Source organism: Haloferax sp. s1, assembly GCF_058382125.1.
On the sequence record NZ_JBZRPK010000684.1, the window covers coordinates 1 to 15419 of the forward strand.

At 54.9% G+C, this 15419-nt stretch carries 16 protein-coding genes and 2 pseudogenes; 9 read left to right on the forward strand and 9 right to left on the reverse strand.

Annotated features, from left to right (window positions below):
- Window positions 1-639, forward strand: a 639-nt coding sequence (locus tag QT222_RS17345; RefSeq protein WP_491477894.1) for a tyrosine-type recombinase/integrase, incomplete at its 5' end; no start/stop codon positions are given.
- A gap of 426 nt (window positions 640-1065) precedes the next feature.
- On the opposite strand, the gene QT222_RS17350 is transcribed toward QT222_RS17345, so the two are convergent.
- Together QT222_RS17350 and QT222_RS17355 are read right to left on the reverse strand one after the other, a co-directional pair.
- Window positions 1066-1854: a hypothetical protein gene (locus QT222_RS17350; protein WP_491477895.1), complete on the reverse strand. Its 789-nt coding sequence runs from the start codon at window positions 1852-1854 to the stop codon at window positions 1066-1068.
- 146 nt (window positions 1855-2000) lie between these two features.
- On the reverse strand, window positions 2001-2330 hold the full coding sequence (locus QT222_RS17355; protein ID WP_491477896.1) for an ArsR/SmtB family transcription factor: 330 nt from the start codon (window positions 2328-2330) through the stop codon (window positions 2001-2003).
- Window positions 2331-2569: 239 nt separating this feature from the next.
- Here QT222_RS17355 and QT222_RS17360 point away from each other — a divergent pair, with 239 nt between their 5' ends.
- The 4 genes from QT222_RS17360 to QT222_RS17375 all read left to right on the forward strand — a co-directional run bounded on the left by QT222_RS17360 (window position 2570) and on the right by QT222_RS17375 (window position 6805).
- Window positions 2570-3856 carry a DNA methyltransferase gene (locus QT222_RS17360; protein WP_491477897.1) on the forward strand — a complete coding sequence of 429 codons (1287 nt, stop codon included), beginning with the start codon at window positions 2570-2572 and terminating at the stop codon, window positions 3854-3856.
- Between the two features lie 428 nt (window positions 3857-4284).
- A complete protein-coding gene (locus QT222_RS17365; RefSeq protein WP_491477898.1) occupies window positions 4285-4602 on the forward strand; it encodes a hypothetical protein in 318 nt (105 codons plus the stop codon).
- A 390-nt stretch (window positions 4603-4992) separates the two neighbouring features.
- Window positions 4993-5418, forward strand: a complete 426-nt coding sequence (locus QT222_RS17370; protein WP_491477899.1) for a hypothetical protein — start codon at window positions 4993-4995, stop codon at window positions 5416-5418.
- A 544-nt stretch (window positions 5419-5962) separates the two neighbouring features.
- A complete protein-coding gene (locus tag QT222_RS17375; RefSeq protein ID WP_491477900.1) occupies window positions 5963-6805 on the forward strand; it encodes a hypothetical protein in 843 nt (280 codons plus the stop codon).
- On the opposite strand, the gene QT222_RS17380 is transcribed toward QT222_RS17375, so the two are convergent.
- From QT222_RS17380 to QT222_RS17390, 3 genes and pseudogenes are all read right to left on the reverse strand, one after another.
- Window positions 6795-7334: a hypothetical protein gene (locus QT222_RS17380; RefSeq protein ID WP_491477901.1), complete on the reverse strand. Its 540-nt coding sequence runs from the start codon at window positions 7332-7334 to the stop codon at window positions 6795-6797. The two genes, QT222_RS17375 and QT222_RS17380, sit on opposite strands and share 11 nt — an antisense overlap.
- Window positions 7335-7373: 39 nt before the next feature.
- Window positions 7374-7910, reverse strand: a pseudogene (locus QT222_RS17385) (endonuclease III domain-containing protein); the annotation flags it as partial.
- A 96-nt stretch (window positions 7911-8006) separates the two neighbouring features.
- The gene (locus QT222_RS17390) at window positions 8007-8432 is read right to left on the reverse strand and encodes a DUF371 domain-containing protein (RefSeq protein WP_491477902.1); all 426 of its coding nucleotides are present in this window, start codon (window positions 8430-8432) and stop codon (window positions 8007-8009) included.
- A 298-nt stretch (window positions 8433-8730) separates the two neighbouring features.
- On the opposite strand from QT222_RS17390, the gene QT222_RS17395 reads away from it, so the two are divergent.
- The 3 genes from QT222_RS17395 (at window position 8731) to QT222_RS17405 (ending at window position 11933) form a co-directional block, all read left to right on the forward strand.
- Window positions 8731-9654, forward strand: a complete 924-nt coding sequence (locus tag QT222_RS17395) for a coiled-coil protein (protein ID WP_004057375.1) — start codon at window positions 8731-8733, stop codon at window positions 9652-9654.
- Window positions 9655-9748: 94 nt separating this feature from the next.
- A complete protein-coding gene (gene sppA, locus QT222_RS17400; protein WP_491477903.1) occupies window positions 9749-10750 on the forward strand; it encodes a signal peptide peptidase SppA in 1002 nt (333 codons plus the stop codon).
- A gap of 43 nt (window positions 10751-10793) precedes the next feature.
- Entirely contained in the window at window positions 10794-11933 is a 1140-nt protein-coding gene (locus QT222_RS17405) for a DUF373 family protein (protein WP_004057373.1), read from the forward strand.
- Window positions 11934-12056: 123 nt separating this feature from the next.
- On the opposite strand, the gene QT222_RS17410 is transcribed toward QT222_RS17405, so the two are convergent.
- Entirely contained in the window at window positions 12057-12248 is a 192-nt protein-coding gene (locus QT222_RS17410; protein WP_049917427.1) for a DUF7333 family protein, read from the reverse strand.
- A gap of 153 nt (window positions 12249-12401) precedes the next feature.
- Window positions 12402-13184, reverse strand: coding sequence for an aldo/keto reductase (locus QT222_RS17415; protein ID WP_004057371.1), 783 nt, complete (start codon window positions 13182-13184; stop codon window positions 12402-12404).
- Between the two features lie 174 nt (window positions 13185-13358).
- On the opposite strand from QT222_RS17415, the gene QT222_RS17420 reads away from it, so the two are divergent.
- Window positions 13359-13556, forward strand: coding sequence for a hypothetical protein (locus tag QT222_RS17420; RefSeq protein WP_014732193.1), 198 nt, complete (start codon window positions 13359-13361; stop codon window positions 13554-13556).
- A 301-nt stretch (window positions 13557-13857) separates the two neighbouring features.
- On the opposite strand, the gene QT222_RS17425 is transcribed toward QT222_RS17420, so the two are convergent.
- Entirely contained in the window at window positions 13858-14721 is an 864-nt protein-coding gene (locus tag QT222_RS17425; RefSeq protein WP_004057369.1) for a 2-oxoacid:ferredoxin oxidoreductase subunit beta, read from the reverse strand.
- Window positions 14718-15419 (reverse strand): annotated as a pseudogene (locus QT222_RS17430) (2-oxoacid:acceptor oxidoreductase subunit alpha); the annotation flags it as partial. The pseudogene QT222_RS17430 and the gene QT222_RS17425, both read right to left, overlap by 4 nt.

Genomic DNA, 15419 nt, shown 5'->3' on the forward strand with positions numbered 1-15419 from the left:
TGGTTGGCGATGCCAATGATGGAGCAACTCATTGAGGGAGCGGCTCAACACCCTAAGACGCCGCTCCGAAACAAACTAATCGTTCAGGTTCTCTGGAATACTGGGTGTCGCCCCAGTGAAGTTGCTCGGATGAAAACTCGCCGATTAGACCTTGATAAGCGCACAATCACTGTCCGCAACTCGAAGGTGTCTAACACTAAAGCAGAAAACTTCGAGAAAACCGTGTTTTTCTCTCGCCGCACTCGTAAAACGATGCGTGAGTGGCTGGAGATGGGTGGTCGGGACGCTCTCCCGTTTGCAGAGGAGTCTCAGGCTCTGTTCCCGGGGTATAATACTAGGTCAATTAGCGCACGGTCGATAAACGATGTTGTCAGACAGGCGGCGGATGCAGCGGACATTCAACAGGATATGATTGAGTCGGCGGATGAGATTACGATTAATCGGGTCACTCCCAAGGCTTTGCGTCATTCTTTTGCCGTTCATTCTGTCAGGGGGCGTGAGCAGTCGGGGTCTCCGCCGATGGACCTTGAGACGCTGGCGCTCACGATGGGTCATGCGTCGCTGGAGTCTGTACGACATTATCTGAGATTTGCTGAGACGACAACCCGCCAGACATTCGACCAGTGCTTCCCGGGTTGACTCTATTTACTAGGAGGGGTCTCTCAACTATATTGTGAGATACCATGTGGAGCAGAATCAGGGGGTTGAGCCGTGTAGGAGCGTTAGTACCGTTTGTGTAAGCAACGCTCGCTACAGAACGTCAATACTTTTGACGAATGGGTCGAACCACTGTAATCTTCTATCGTGAGTCGGTCGTCATCTTTCGTAAGGCTCTCGCCACAGACCACGCACTGTTCATCGGTTTTACTGTCAAAGGGATTACCGAGGTTTCCCATATGTTTGACTGTCTCAGCACAAGGAGATAGTTCTTGACATATAGATTACTATTTTATCGTGCGATTTTTCGATGTGATGGGACTGGCAGAACTACAACTCTGGTCGAGACTGCGCAATGTAACATGGACGAAACCAGATTCAATACGTTCAAAAGCACCTCAACGATGTTTAGTGGTCGTTAAGGGCGGTCTGGGCCTCGTCTTCATCACTGAATTCGTACTTCCACACCCGGTCCACGTCAACTCGGTCTTCTCCGTCCTTTTCGTAGACTTCGAACTCGAACAGATATATGTCGTTCTCGTGGAGTTTGACGGCGAGCGTTCGTACCTTGTTGGGATACTGGCTCTTGTGTTCGATTCCACGCGTATTTCGAATTAGTTGATTTCGGTTCAGCGTCTCGCCCTCGCCCTTGGCCTCAACGGCGAGAGCGTAGTGTTCACCGCTATCATTCACACCCACGTAGAGGTCGTCCAGTTCAGCCTCCCGGCCACGCACTCTGAAACGGAGGTGACTCGTGAGGTGATACGTTTCCAGCCCGGTGAAGACATTGAGAAGGTTGGCATGACGTACCTGCGTGAGAACACCCTGCTCGTCACGACCAATGTAGGGGCGTACGGCCTCGGGGAGGACAGTGACGCTCGTTTGGTGTGTTTCATCCACGGTCTCGGGAACGGGGATGAGTTGACTCCGCTTCGTGAACATATACGTTGGGTCCTCTCCACTCCGCGTGTCGTCGATGATGACGGCAGAGTACCCGTGCTGCGCGAGGGGGTCCGGTAGTGGACGCCGCGAACGGTAGGCGTACGGGATGTCGGGAACGTTGCCAACGCTGATGTTAAGTTCAGTCAGAGCCTCCTCAATGTCGTCACGGTGAAACGGGATGTCTTCGTCTGTACCGTACTCTTCTGCCTTCTTCTCGAAGACGTGTTCAATGACACGCTGGTATTTTCCAGCCATATCTGCACCGAACGGGAGAAATGGCATGAAAGTGTGGGCGATTTGATATATCTAGGGAGGTGCCAAACGGGAATCTAAGTAGATATTCGAAATACTCTCAGCACTTACGCCACTGCGCAGGGAACTTCAGGAGCGCGAACAAGGATTTACGCGATAGGGGGCTCGCGGAACTCGAAGTGATACTCGTCCTCAACAATCTCCAATGACAGGAGGCGTCCTGCCCCATCAAGACGGAACTCTTTGACGGGGCGTTTGTAACGGCCCTGCACTGTAGAAGAGGATAAGAATCCAGCCTTCTCCAACATATTGAGGTGATATAGAATTGATTCTCCGGAAACCTCAAAGTCATCCGTTTCTGCTAGTTCAGGGGCTGTTATAGGCCCGTCTACGGCGTGTTGAAGGATTATTAGTCGCTTCTCCTCAGATAGTACATCGAATAAGTCTGCTTGCTCTGTAAGGGTGTAGTCGGTCGCCATTATTGGTAAGATGAACAAAGAGCATGGATAACCCTGACCCCAATATCGAACTCCTATTTAGATATACATCGAATGACTTTTTAGATACTCGTACTATCTAGCGGTTGAGAATCGATGCGCGAACGATAAAGACCTAAAGCCGACCAATGTCACTTGATGATAAGAACGAGAACTCCAGTATGGAACACAAAAGCAACGTAGCACGTCTCTCTGACACGAGCATCCACGACTGGTACCGAATGGTCTTCGCCTATAGCGACCAAATTATCTACGACCTCGTGGAGGAATTCGACGTTACACAGGATGACTTAATTTTAGACCCGTTCAATGGGACTGGGACGACGACTCTCGCCGCGAAGCAGATGGGCATCGACGCCATCGGGACTGATGCAAGCCCTGTGGGTGTTCTCGCAGGAAAAACGAAGACAACATGGAACATCGATATTAGCGAATTCCAGAAACGGCGAGACAACCTTGTCAACACTGTCGCGCCCGTATTTCGCAGGATTAGCGCAGAGGGTGGAGTAACTCTTAGTTCGTTTACTGAAGGTGGCGAGGATGAGGTGTCGCTGGAAAAGTACGACTTTAGCGAACCGGATAAGACGCCGAAAGGCTGGCTCTCCGAGAAGCCGCTGAAGAAAATGCTCGTCCTCCGTCACCACATAGAGGAACTACCAGATGACGACATCACCGACCTATTCCGGCTCGCGATGGTCGCTATCCTCCCTGAAGATGTTGCGAACATCGGGTTTGGACCCGAAGCCTACCGTAAGAAAGAGAAGGAGGATGTAGATGTCCTCCTCTACTTTGAGAATAAACTGAACAAGATAGAGGACGACCTAAGCCGGGTGCAGACGGCGATGGAAGATGGATTCGAGCCCGGGGAGACCGAGGTCCTCTATGCTGATGCTCGCGAGATTGGTGACGTTCTCCGAGAGCAGTCTGAGTTACTGGAGAAGCACAAAGGCGAGGTTGACTGCCTCATAACGTCCCCGCCGTATCCCGCGGAACACGACTACACCCGAAACCAGCGATTAGAACTCATTTGGATGGGGGAAATGGAGGACAATAGCGACCTCCAACGCATCAAAAAGGCGAATATCCGCTCTAATACCAAGAATATCTACGTCGCGGACGATGAAGCGGAGCAGACGAATATCCGCGGGATAGAACGCATCGATGAAATCGTCACCGAGATGGAACGCATCATCGAGGAAGAAGAAATCTCACACGGTTTCGGGAAGTACTATCCGCGTGTCGTTGAGGAGTACTTCGCAGGGATGCAGCACCACTTCGAGCAGGTCTTCGATATTATGGCTCCCGGTGGGAAAGCGTGTTACGTCGTTGCGGACTCGGGCTCGTATTGGCAGGTCCCTATCGAGACTGGAGAGATTCTCCAGCAAATTGCCGAGGAACGGGTTGGATTCGTTGATACGGACATCAAGATGTGGCGGAAACTCCACGCTACGACAGGTGACCACGACGGGTTGGATGAGGAAATCCTCATTCTCACGAAGCCCGAGTAATCCACGCAAGATTCCGGGCGTCTCCTATAGATTGAAGGATTCCTCCGGTCATGAGAGAAGGGCTTACTGCCACTACCAACGCATTCTCCCGGAGTTTCCGACACATCTTCGGTTCCGGTGGCGCAAAGACCCCCCTCTTTTCGTCTGCTATGAGTACATTTTCACGGGTCTCTGGGACCCCCCTCTTTTCGTCTGCTATGAGTACATTTTCACGGGTCTCTGGGACCCCCCTCTTTTCGTCTGTTACTGACCACATTTGCTAATAACTTTGATTCACGTCGGTGTGATTGAACTCTATCCCGAAGTGTTATCCAGAACAATTTGGTGTTTGAGTGTCTATTCGTATGGACAGCACTGCCCATCCTGACAGGCATGTAAAACAGCGTTATGTTTCTCGAAGCAGTAGATGAGATTGCTACGATACCAATATGGTTGACGAGGGATACGTTACAGAGCAGCATGTCTTGATTTCTGTGCTTGGTGACCACCCTAAGACCAAAATAATCGCCGTCTTCATAGGTCATCCTGAGATGGAATTATCAGTATCCAAGATTGCTGAGTTTGCAGGCCTCCAGAGAGACACCGTATATAAATATCTAGACGCTTTCATAGAGTCGGGAATCGTCCAGAAGACTCGTCAAATCGGTAACAGCCAGATGTTTACGCTCAATACTGACAGTGAGGCCGCAGAGTCATTCGCAGAATTTGAGTGGCGTCTGGTGGAGCATTTGGGTTCACAAGAGTAGGATGAGTTAACCATTTAGAACTCTTTCTTGCACGGGGTCAAGACACACCCTGAGAGTTGTGTGTTACAGACACCCCTGTTTTCGTCTGTTACGGACCATATATGTATATAAAACAGAGAAACCACTCCCATGTAAATCTAAAGTCCCACAACTATCTATCTCGATGAAAAGGGTTCCTCAGTATTTTGAATATATGACATTCGGAGTACCATCTTGAGACCCAGTTCCAGCATTCACTCAGAGAGAATTGGAGGTGTAGGCTCATAGAGAGGGGTCGGAAATCTATCTGAATACGTTAAAAAACGTTTGGATAACGTATGATAACCACCCAGTCCTAACCCAATCTAACCGTATCACCTTTGCACCCCCACTATGTATATTCTATCAATCATGTCTAGTAGAGAATACAATTTGTCTGATAAATATCTGGCAATCCTCGCCGCACTCAAACGGCTCGACAACCGAGCGCCCATCCAAGACGTTCGGAAAGAGTCTGGCATTGACAATCTAACCATTAACAACGCCCTCCGCACACTCGAACCCGTCTACCTCATCGTTGACGGACGCTACTACGCTCACGGGAAAGAGAACCAAGGAGGACCCTACGGGGGCAATCCCAAAATCCTCGAATTAACCGATAAGGGCGTAGAGAAAGCCGATGAATACGAGTTTCCAGTAAAACCAGAGTGCTTCGAGGAAGTCAATGAAGCCGTCAACAGCAATAAACAGAATATCCAACGAGTAGAGAAACAACTCTCCTACCTCCGGGAAGAGAACAAGAGACTCAAAAAAATCATACTCGCTCTTGACAATTAAACATCCTTGACATCGTGTGCTTTACTACGAAAGATACAAAGGAGACCAGAGTGGCACCGGCATAATTCTCCCAGAAAATTAATTTTCCTCGTCTCTCCGAAGGTGGGTAGGGGTCTATCACGCCTCAGAAACAGATTCTACCGATGAAGCAGTTCTACGGCCGATTTTGTTCAAGCAGTCAATTCAGTTCTATAAAAACAGACAATACTAATTATGCTAAACAACACTTAATATGCTGGTTAAATAGGGGCAGAATTTTTAACCAGTGTGTACAACGCTGGTTGTGTATCTGTAGTTATCTGCATCTTCATTTAGACCTCCACCTCGACAATCTCCCAAATCAGAAACGGTCGAATTCAGACATCTTAGACAGTTTGCAAACTCTTTGAGATATACACTCCTTCGGAGGCCGTGAGAATTAATTATCACTCTTCGGTATCTCTACTTAGCCAGTTTTATCCAATATTGCGAATCTCTCCTAAATCTAACCAGTGTTCTAAACGGGGATAAACTAACATAGGTAATCCACATAGGTGTAGGTGAGATGAAACCAGTTGATAACACAGTATATCGGGACGATGATGGGGTTCGCAAGCAATTAATGATGGATGGATGGGCTGCTGAAGCCCTCACTCGGTGTAATAATCTGACTAAAGGAGTAGTTGCGTATGAGACTCTCCTAATGGCTCACGACGAGTACAATGATGAATTCTCACGGGTTGAGACACGAGTTTTCAACCAGTGCCCAGAATTAGTTGACACTCTCAACGATGCTGTCAGAACTAACGTGGAGCAAACAGAATCCAATCTCTATTCAGATTGCTCATATGAAGACCCTGAAAAGAGAGTTCCCGCTGACATCTATCTACCTGAAGACCTTGTTGAGAACCTCCCACAACGGTATATTGGGGATTTGATTGCGGATGCGCTCGTCTGGACAATGGCATCTCCGTGGATGTCTCGTTTTGAGCGTCTTGCAGACGTACAGGACCTGTATAAGTACATGCAAACTGGCAAACTTGAGAAGGACTCCTCCGAATTTGTTGAGGATGTGATTAGCGGCAGTTCCACAACTTTTGATGTGAGCGAGATTCATGAACTCATTGAGTTTGACGAGTGGTGGACTCGTGAAACGATTGAACCGGCAAAACTCACCATGAGGGGGACGGACATCCCTAAAACGTCAGCGAAGCGAATTCCGGCTGTAAAGGCGGCGTGGGGACAGTTCGACGGGAAAGAGAACTTCAAACAGGCACGTGAGTCGCTTAGAAACTGGTTCCCAGACCTCTCAGAGGAGTCAATTGAAAATTACTTGAAAACGTTGGTTGAGGCTGGATACGTCGAGGAGCCGCCGAAGAAAAGTGAGGGGAAGACGCTTACGTGGTAATACCGTATATTTCCTCGATTTGTTGGTCTAAGAGTTTCTCCATTCGTTGCCTTTCGTCTGGGTCTTGGATGGATTTTACCGCTCTGTCGAATCCTCGGAGGAACTGTTCGCTTGCCAGTTTCCGATTATCCTCTGTAGGCTCTAAGCCGTGATTTTTTAATTGCTCATTGATTCCTTCTGGCGTTTCTATGATGTCTCTCCCTCTTAGAGTGTAGTCGATTTCCTCTGCAATATCTTCGATGTCTGAAGTGGTTAGTTGCTCACGCCGCACGTCGCCTACGTCAGCACGGAGTATCTCTATCTTGTTTTTGATGTCCTCCATTTGAGAGGAGATTTCGTCCGCCATTTCGCTATCAGCGCCACCTGTTTTAGAAGCATGAAAGTACTCAACCGCTCGCCGTATCATCGCTTCACGTGAACCAAATCCCAGTTCTTCTTGGTAGTCTATCCATTTCGATTTTTTCTCCGGAGAGACTCGGACGGAGATTTGTTTTTTCTCGTCGGTCATGTTGGGCTCGATGAGTCCCATTCACTTGTTCTTTGCTATCGTAATGTTAACACCTGATTCGGTGTCGAATGGAAACACACCCCCGCGCCCGCCCGCGAAGAGAAGCACGCAGTCGGCGGTCTTGGGGCCGACACCCTTCATCTCCAGGAGGCGGTCGCGGACGGTCGAGGGGTCGGCCTCGCGGACGTAGCGGTCGAAATCATCTTCGCTTCCGAAGTCGGCCAGTACCTCCTCGGCGACACCTTGGATGAGCTTCGATTTCTGGTTGTAGAGGCCGCCCGACCGGATGGCGTCGATGATTCCCTCTCGGTCGGTCGCGGCGAGTGACTCCGCGAGGTCGTCGCCGCCGTAGCGCGCCATCAACGTGTCGTGGGCGGGCTGGCTAGCCTTGTCGCTCGTGTTCTGGCTGAGGATAGTCCGGACGAGACACTCGAAGCCACCTTGGCCGCCGTAGGCTTTCCGCCAGTAGCGTTCTCCAAGTCGGTCGACAACCACTTCGGCGCGGGTCGCGGTCGCCGGCTCGGCAGGCTCGAACGCCATGTCTTGGCCGCCGCCGCTGGGACCGCCGCTGATGTTTTCGGACGGCTCTTCGGGCATAGTCGGGGATTACGACCGCGGAGCAAAAAGCGCACCTCGTCGTGGTCGACACCGGCGTTGTCGTCTTACGTGTCTCCCGGTATGGTGTTCCCGTCGTTACTCGACTTCGATGGTTACGGTGAGGTCCGCGCCGTCGGTAAGCGCCGAAACGAGGTCGCGGTCGAACCCTTCGGCGGCGTGTTCGGAACCGACGGCACCCGTCCGGTCGTCGACGTAGTCGCTCGTCCGAAAGACGATGCTTCGGTCGCCGTCGAAGGTGAGTTCCGGGTGACCACGTCCGCGTACGGTCTGTTCGTACGTGTCTTCGCCCGCCTCCACGCGCACGGTCACGTCGATGGTCGCGTCGTGGGACTGGCACGCCCCGACGAATTCCGGGTCGAAGTCGGCCGGTGTTCGGTCCGCGTCGATAGCGAGGATACAGTCGCCAGCGGGGGTGAGCCAGTCGTCGCTCGTCACTTCGAACGTACTCGCGTGCTCGGCACTCACGTGCTCGTGACCACGGGCGCGAATGACTTCTTGCATGGAGTGCCCTCTGTGTCGGTCCGGTTTAGCCCCCTCGATTCGAACCCCATTTATATATGCATGTGTCAAGAACTATCATGGAAAAATGGCTAATACGAGCGGTGTGGTAACTGTTTTCACCCGTTTCACCACCGAAGTCTTTATTAGTTGGACGGCTGTATGAACATATACCTGAGCGCCTCCGGCGTTCCGGCGGCATAGCACGCAGAATGATCGGGAATTCTTATCCACGGTCGGTCGCACTCCAAAGAGCAGCCGCCACGCACGGAGTGGTGATGGTATCGAGGATTGATTACGCATGGTAACGAAGCAGGAAGTACTTAGCGAGTTCGACGTGCAGGGACTCGACGAGGCACGAAACATCGATCTCCCAGACGAAAAGCTCGAAAACGGCTCGAAAGGCGAACTCATCAAGCTCGCTGGTCAACTCCGAGACCGCCGTAACGAACTAAACCAAATGGCTTCTGAACGCGCCTCTAAGCGCGACGACCTCAACGCGATGACTCGCGAGAAGGTCGACGAGGCGCAGAAGCACCGCGAGCAGCGAGACGAGATGAACTCGCAGGTGCAGGAGCACAAGAACCAGCGCAACGAACTCAACGCGAAGGCTAACGAGCTCTTCGACGAGGTCGACGAGATGAAAAGCGACCTCGAGCTCGACGACGGCAAAGATATCGACGAGCTCAAAGAGGAGATCGAGCAACTCGAGTTCCGTCAGCAGACCGAAGTTCTCTCGACGGAAGACGAGCGCGAACTCATCGAGAAGATTGAGAACAAGCGCGAAGAACTCCGTCAAAAAAAGGACAAGGTCGAAGAGAGCGGTGACCTCGAAGAACTCATCGCCGAGGCCGAAGAGGTCCGCTCCGAGGCGTCCCAGCACCACCAGAAGGTGACTGAGCTGGCAGACGACGCCCAGGAACACCACAACCAGATGATCGAGGCCTACCGTGAGGCCGACGACATCCGTGACAAGGCCGACGAGATGCACGAACTCTTCGTCGAAGCCCAGGAAGCGGCCGACCGTCACCACGAGGACTTCGTCCGCGTCCAGAAGCGCCTGCGCGAACTGGACAAGAAGGAAGAGCGCGAGCGCAAGGACTCCCGCGCAGAAGAGCGCGAAGCCGCCAAGGCCGAGGCCGAGGAAATCTACCAGAAGTTCAAGGAAGGCGAGACCCTCGAGACCGAGGACCTGATGAAGCTCCAGAAGTCCGGCCTGCTCTAAGCCCGGTCACTTTCTTTCTCTCTCTTCGTCGCAACACGCGACGTATCATTTTTATACGGATTGCGCCCTGAGCGACAGCTATGGGTGACTCACCGTGAACGACAGACTCACACGTCTCTTCCGAGCGGCTATCGTTCTCGTCGTGGCTGTCATCGCGGCCATCGTTGGCTGGGTGGTCTTCTACGACATACCGGCAACGCTCACCGACCTGCTCGGTATCCTTCTGGTCATCGGGACCGTCCTCATCGCACTCCAGGTCGGTAGGAAACTCGCCACATCGGCGTTCCCGAGCTACGATGTGGCCGAAGTTGCCGTCGAAGGCCCAATCTCGCGGGAAGGCGGCAAAGCTCCGATTCCGGGTCGTGGAAGTGGGCTGCCGGCGGACGACATCGTCGAGCAAATCGACGCTGCGGCCGACGACGAAAACGCCGAAGCGTTACTTCTCAAACTCAACACGCCCGGCGGTGAGGTGCTTCCGAGCGACGATATTTGGAGAGCGGCCGCCGACTTCGACGGGCCGACAATCGCCTATGCAACCGACGTGTGTGCCTCGGGTGGCTACTGGATTGCCAGCGGGTGCGACGAGTTGTGGTCCCACGACGCGAGTATCGTCGGTTCAATCGGCGTTATCGGGTCGTCAGTCAACGCCTCGGAACTCGCCGATAAACTCGGTGTCTCTTACGAGCGCTTCGCCGCAGGGAAGTACAAAGACGCCGGAAACGCTCTGAAAGAGCCGACGGACGACGAACGCGAGTACCTTCAGGGACTCATCGACGACTACTACGACGACTTTATCGAGCGCGTCGCTGAGGGCCGCGATATGGACCCGGAAGCCGTCCGCGACACGGAAGCCCGGGTCTACCTCGGTGACGAAGCGCACGAACTCGGGTTGGTCGATTCGCTCGGCACTCGCGACGATGTCGAAGATAGGCTTGCCGAACTGCTCGACCGCGACGAGGTGTCTATCGAGGGGTTCACGCCGGAACTCGGACTCGCCGAGAGACTCCGTGGCGGTGTCGAAACCGCCGCGTATGCCTTCGGTGCAGGGCTTGCCTCGTCGGTCGATGTGGACGACGGCTTCTCATTTCGGTTCTGATGACTGGGAGGCTTTTTAGCCCACGGCCGCATTCGTTTTCCACGTGACAACGCTCGTCCTCTGTGTCGACCGAGCAAACGACATTGGCCGAAAGTCGGGACTCTCGACGCCCGTCGTTGGCTGGGAGGCGGTTCGGTCGCTCGTTACCGATGTCGGTCTTGCAGACCCGGAGGATTCGAGCGTTAACTGTCTACTCGAAGCGTTGCGCGTCACGCGCGAACTCCGAGACGAGCGCGAGGACGCCGAAGTCGCCGTCATCTCCGGAACCAGCGAGAGCGTCGTCGGTGCGGATAGATCCGTCGCTCGCCAGCTCGACGAACTCGTCGAGTTGCACGATGTCGAGTCCGCGGTGGTCGTCATCGACAGTGCGGAGGACGAACGCCTCGTTCCCGTCGTCGAAAGTCGACTTCGAGTGGACGCGGTCGACCGCGTGGTCGTCCGACAGGCACACGACATCGAGTCGACCTACTACCTCCTCAAACAGTTCCTCGCCGACGAGGAACTCCGTTCGACGGTGCTCGTCCCACTCGGTGTGGGTTTGCTTTTGCTCCCACTCCTTCTCGTCCAGTTCACCCCGGCAGTCGCAATGGCGGGTCTCGCCGCCCTTCTCGGCGCGGTTCTCCTGTACAAGGGACTGGCTATCGACGAGTTCCTCTCGGATGCACCTGAACGAGTTCGTGACGCCCTCTACTCCGGACAGGTGTCTGTCGTCACGTACGCGGTGGCGGCAGGACTGGCTATTGTCGGTCTGTTCCTCGGCGCACTCGCGGTTCAGACGCCCGGTACCGACGGCAACGAGTTGCTCGTGCCGTCACTCTTGTTCGTCTATCACAGCGTTCCGTGGTTGGCGCTCGCCGCGCTCACCGCCAGTGCGGGTCGGCTCCTCGACGAACTCATCGGCAGTGAGAGCGTCTCAACGTCGCATATGAACCTCCCGTTCGGGGTTATCGCCATCGGGCTTGTCGTCCGCGGTGTCGCTGGCTTCCTCCTCGAACGACAGGGCGAACTCGCTAATCTCGTGTTACTCGGCCGCGTTCACCTCTCACCGATGCAGCGACTGGCGATGTTCATCTTTACGGGCATCATCATCAGCCTCGTCGGCGTCCGCATTTCGGTGACTGTCTCAGACGAGACACTCGAAGACGTCGTCGAAAATCGGCAGGAAAGCGAGAGTTCGCGGTAGGGCGATTACAGAAGTGTCGTAGAAGTACAGAGCACTTGCTCGGGAGTCGAAATACGGTGTCGACTCCCGGAAGGTGAAATGGACGGTTGACTAGGAGAATCCCTTTGACTACGAGAACCCCTATTAGTTCGCGGTCCGGTATTCGCCGTGCTTGACGCCGATGGCAAGACAGATTACGCCGAAGGCGAGCATCGCCGGCGTTACCATCATCAAGACGGTGTTCGTCTCCATTACACCCATCCCGATGAGCGCCGCGGTTCCGAGCACAACGAGACCGACGAGTAGTGCGACTGTCTTGGTCAGGTCGAACTCCATACAGTTCTGTCGGAAGCCAATCAACAAATCCATTGCGGCTTCGGGTCGGGATACGAGGCGCGAAACAGAGACTGGCCGAGTAGCCAGGAGTGGGTACCTCAAAGAGGCGAGACCGAATGGGGGAGTCAGCTATCGAGGGTCGTCTTTAGCTATCTACCAGGGCGCGAATCCGGGGTCCACGCGGCGGTCGGTCTCCTCGATAGCGTCGATGGTTTCGATGTCTTCGTCGTCGAGTTCGAGGTCGAGCGACTTCCAGTTGTCCTCTATGTGGCCTTCGCTCGTCGCCTTCGGAATGGCCGTCACGCCTTTTTCTCGAATCCACGCGAGCGACACCTGTGCCTCACTTACGTCGTGTTTCTCGGCGATATCGGAGAGTACGTCCACATCGAATACCGTCCCGCGAGCGAGCGGGGAGTACGCGACGATTTCGATGTCTTCGTCGGCACAGACCTCGCGGAGTTCGTCCTGCTGGAGCAGCGGGTGAAGTTCGATTTGGTTGGCGAAAATCCCCGACTCGGACAGTTCGACGGCTTCGCGGAGCTGTTCGGGTTCGAAGTTGGAGACGCCGACGCGCTTTGTCAGGCCCTCGTCGACGAGTTCGTCGAAGGCGGCGAGCGTCTCTTCGGCGTCGTACTCGCCGGCCGGCCAGTGGACGTACAGCAGGTCCACGTAGTCGACGCCGAGTTTGTCGAGACTCTCTCGCGTGCTCTGGATAACGTCGTCGGAGGAGAGTTCGTCAATCCAGACCTTGGTCGCAAGGAAGATATCGTCGCGGTCGACGTCCGCGGCGGCGATACCCGCACCGACTTCCGCCTCATTCCCGTAAATCTGGGCGGTGTCGATGTGGCGGTACCCCATCTCCAGCGCCGTCTTCACTGCGTTTTCACACTCGTCTGGGTTCGTGTTCTCCCACGTTCCGAGGCCGAGCATCGGCATCCCATTCGCCAGCGGTGCGTCGCCTGCTGAAGGTAGGTGCTCCGTCATAGGGAACTCGACGGTTGCGAGTTGAAAAGCCGTTCCGAAAGGGTAGGGATTTTCCGGCTTTGGCGGCTCGATTCGAGGTACAATTTTATGTGGTGTGTGGTAGCATATCTAGATTAGTGGTCATACATGTCGTCTGCCTCAGAACCACTGACCGAAGAGAACACGAACGCATTCGAACACCGCATCGCGGGTGATTCACTCGTCTACGAGTGTCCCAACTGCGAGTTCGGAGAGGTGCTGGTAACCGAACTCATCGAGTCTGATGACGCGCGGTGTCTCGACTGCGGCACACGGTACCGACTCCGCATTGAGACGGTCGAGTAAGCCCCTACCGACCGGTTCGAGTGACAACTCTCCAGTTGTCTGCGTCCTGTGTTGTCCTCGTTCCGCGTTTGCCTTCGGCTTGTCCTGCATTTCCTCCGGCTTGTCCTGCATTTCCTCCGGCTTGTCTGCGTTGCCGTCGCTTCTGCCCCAGTCACTCTGACTCCGTTCACGGGGGCAAGACCAACTCGGATGCAGCAATAGCGAGTACTACCGAACGGGGAAGGTCAAAAAACGGCCAAACGGCCCAATCGAAAGAACAGTCGGGCCGAAAGAACAACCGACGTGGTGAATCGAACGCGGTTTAGTAGAACTCGCGGACGAGGTCCATCGCGTCGTCGGGGGCACCCGACGGAATGTCGGACATGTTCTCCGTGACGCCGAAGTTCTGCTCGTAGGAGACCGAACTCTCGTCTTTGTAGATGATTCCCTCGTACTCCTTCGAAGAGTCGAGAATCTTGTCCTTGGCAGCGTCGTAGTCGGTCGGGTCGTGGTCCGTCTCCTTGAGGTCCACGAGGTTGTCGCGGAAGTAGTCGTAGGTGTCCACGTCGTTGAACGTGACACACGGACTGAACACGTTCACGAAGCCGAAGCCATCGTGCTCGATGGCTTCCTGCACGATTTCGGCGTGACGCTTGTGGTCGGTCGCGAAGGACTGCGCGATGAACGTGCCACCGGCGGCCAGCGACAGCGCTAGCGGGTTGACCGGCGGCTGCTGCGGCCCTTCGGGGGTCGTCGAGGTCTCGAAGTCCTCGCGCGAAGTCGGCGACGCCTGACCCTTCGTCAGGCCGTAGATACGGTTGTCCATGACGACGTAGGCCATGTCGACGTTGCGGCGAACGGCGTGGATAAAGTGCCCCGCACCGATGGAGTACCCGTCACCGTCGCCACCGGCGGCGACGACGGTCAGGTTGGGGTTCGCCAGCTTGGCCCCGGCAGCGACGGGGAGCGAGCGCCCGTGAACGCCGTGGATGGCGTACGAGTGCATGTACGTCCCGATTTTGCCGGAACAGCCGATACCGGCGACCAGGAACGTGTTGTCCGGGTCGTTGCCGGAGTTGGCGAGGGCTTTCATGATACCGTTCATCGTCCCGAAGTCCCCACAGCCGGGACACCAGGTCGGTTGTTTGTCTGACTTGAAGTCGGTGAAGCGGACGTCTGAGCTCATGCTGAAACCTCCTCTGCGTCGAGGGTCGATTTGATTTCGTCTGCGAGTTCGTCCGCCTTGAAGCGGACGCCGTCGTACTTGTTAATGCGCTTGACACGGGTTAATGTGTCGTGCTCGACGACGTTGGCGAACTGTCCCGTCGCGTTACACTCGACGACGATGACTTCGTCTGCCGCCTCGATAGCGTCCGAGAGGTCCGGACGCGGGAACATGTACGGAACTGAGAGGAAGCGGATGTCGATGCCGTCCGCTTCGAGGAAGTTCATGGCCTCGACGAGCGCGCCCTCGTTGGAACCCCACGAGATAACGAGCACGTCCGAGTCGGTGTCGCCGAACTCACGCGGCGAGAAGTCCTCGTCGGACTTCGCCGTCTCGACCTTCCGGTCGCGCTTTTCGACCTGCTTGACGCGCATCGAGGTGTCTTCGGTCCGGCGACCGAGTTCGTCATGTTCGAGACCAGTCGACATGTGTGCACCCTCGTCCGTACCGGGGAACGCGCGCGGACTGATGCCGTCGTCGGTGAGTGCGTGTGGCTGGAATCGGCCTTTCTCGTCGAGCCATTCGTCGATGGTGTCGTCGCCGACGACCTTGCCGCGGTCGATTTCGACTTCGTCCATATCGAACGTCTCGGGGGAGACGGCCTGTTCCGTGACTGCCATCGCGATGTCGGCGGCGACGTAGAACGGAAGCTGGTACTT

Coding starts and splice junctions, on each gene's coding strand:
- QT222_RS17350 (WP_491477895.1), bottom strand. CDS start 1,854: ATGGCTGGAAAATACCAGCGTGTCATTGAACACGTCTTCGAGAAGAAG.
- QT222_RS17355 (WP_491477896.1), bottom strand. CDS start 2,330: ATGGCGACCGACTACACCCTTACAGAGCAAGCAGACTTATTCGATGTA.
- QT222_RS17360 (WP_491477897.1), top strand. CDS start 2,570: ATGGTCTTCGCCTATAGCGACCAAATTATCTACGACCTCGTGGAGGAA.
- QT222_RS17365 (WP_491477898.1), top strand. CDS start 4,285: ATGGTTGACGAGGGATACGTTACAGAGCAGCATGTCTTGATTTCTGTG.
- QT222_RS17370 (WP_491477899.1), top strand. CDS start 4,993: ATGTCTAGTAGAGAATACAATTTGTCTGATAAATATCTGGCAATCCTC.
- QT222_RS17375 (WP_491477900.1), top strand. CDS start 5,963: ATGAAACCAGTTGATAACACAGTATATCGGGACGATGATGGGGTTCGC.
- QT222_RS17380 (WP_491477901.1), bottom strand. CDS start 7,334: ATGGGACTCATCGAGCCCAACATGACCGACGAGAAAAAACAAATCTCC.
- QT222_RS17390 (WP_491477902.1), bottom strand. CDS start 8,432: ATGCAAGAAGTCATTCGCGCCCGTGGTCACGAGCACGTGAGTGCCGAG.
- QT222_RS17395 (WP_004057375.1), top strand. CDS start 8,731: ATGGTAACGAAGCAGGAAGTACTTAGCGAGTTCGACGTGCAGGGACTC.
- QT222_RS17410 (WP_049917427.1), bottom strand. CDS start 12,248: ATGGAGTTCGACCTGACCAAGACAGTCGCACTACTCGTCGGTCTCGTT.
- QT222_RS17415 (WP_004057371.1), bottom strand. CDS start 13,184: ATGCCGATGCTCGGCCTCGGAACGTGGGAGAACACGAACCCAGACGAG.
- QT222_RS17420 (WP_014732193.1), top strand. CDS start 13,359: ATGTCGTCTGCCTCAGAACCACTGACCGAAGAGAACACGAACGCATTC.
- QT222_RS17425 (WP_004057369.1), bottom strand. CDS start 14,721: ATGAGCTCAGACGTCCGCTTCACCGACTTCAAGTCAGACAAACAACCG.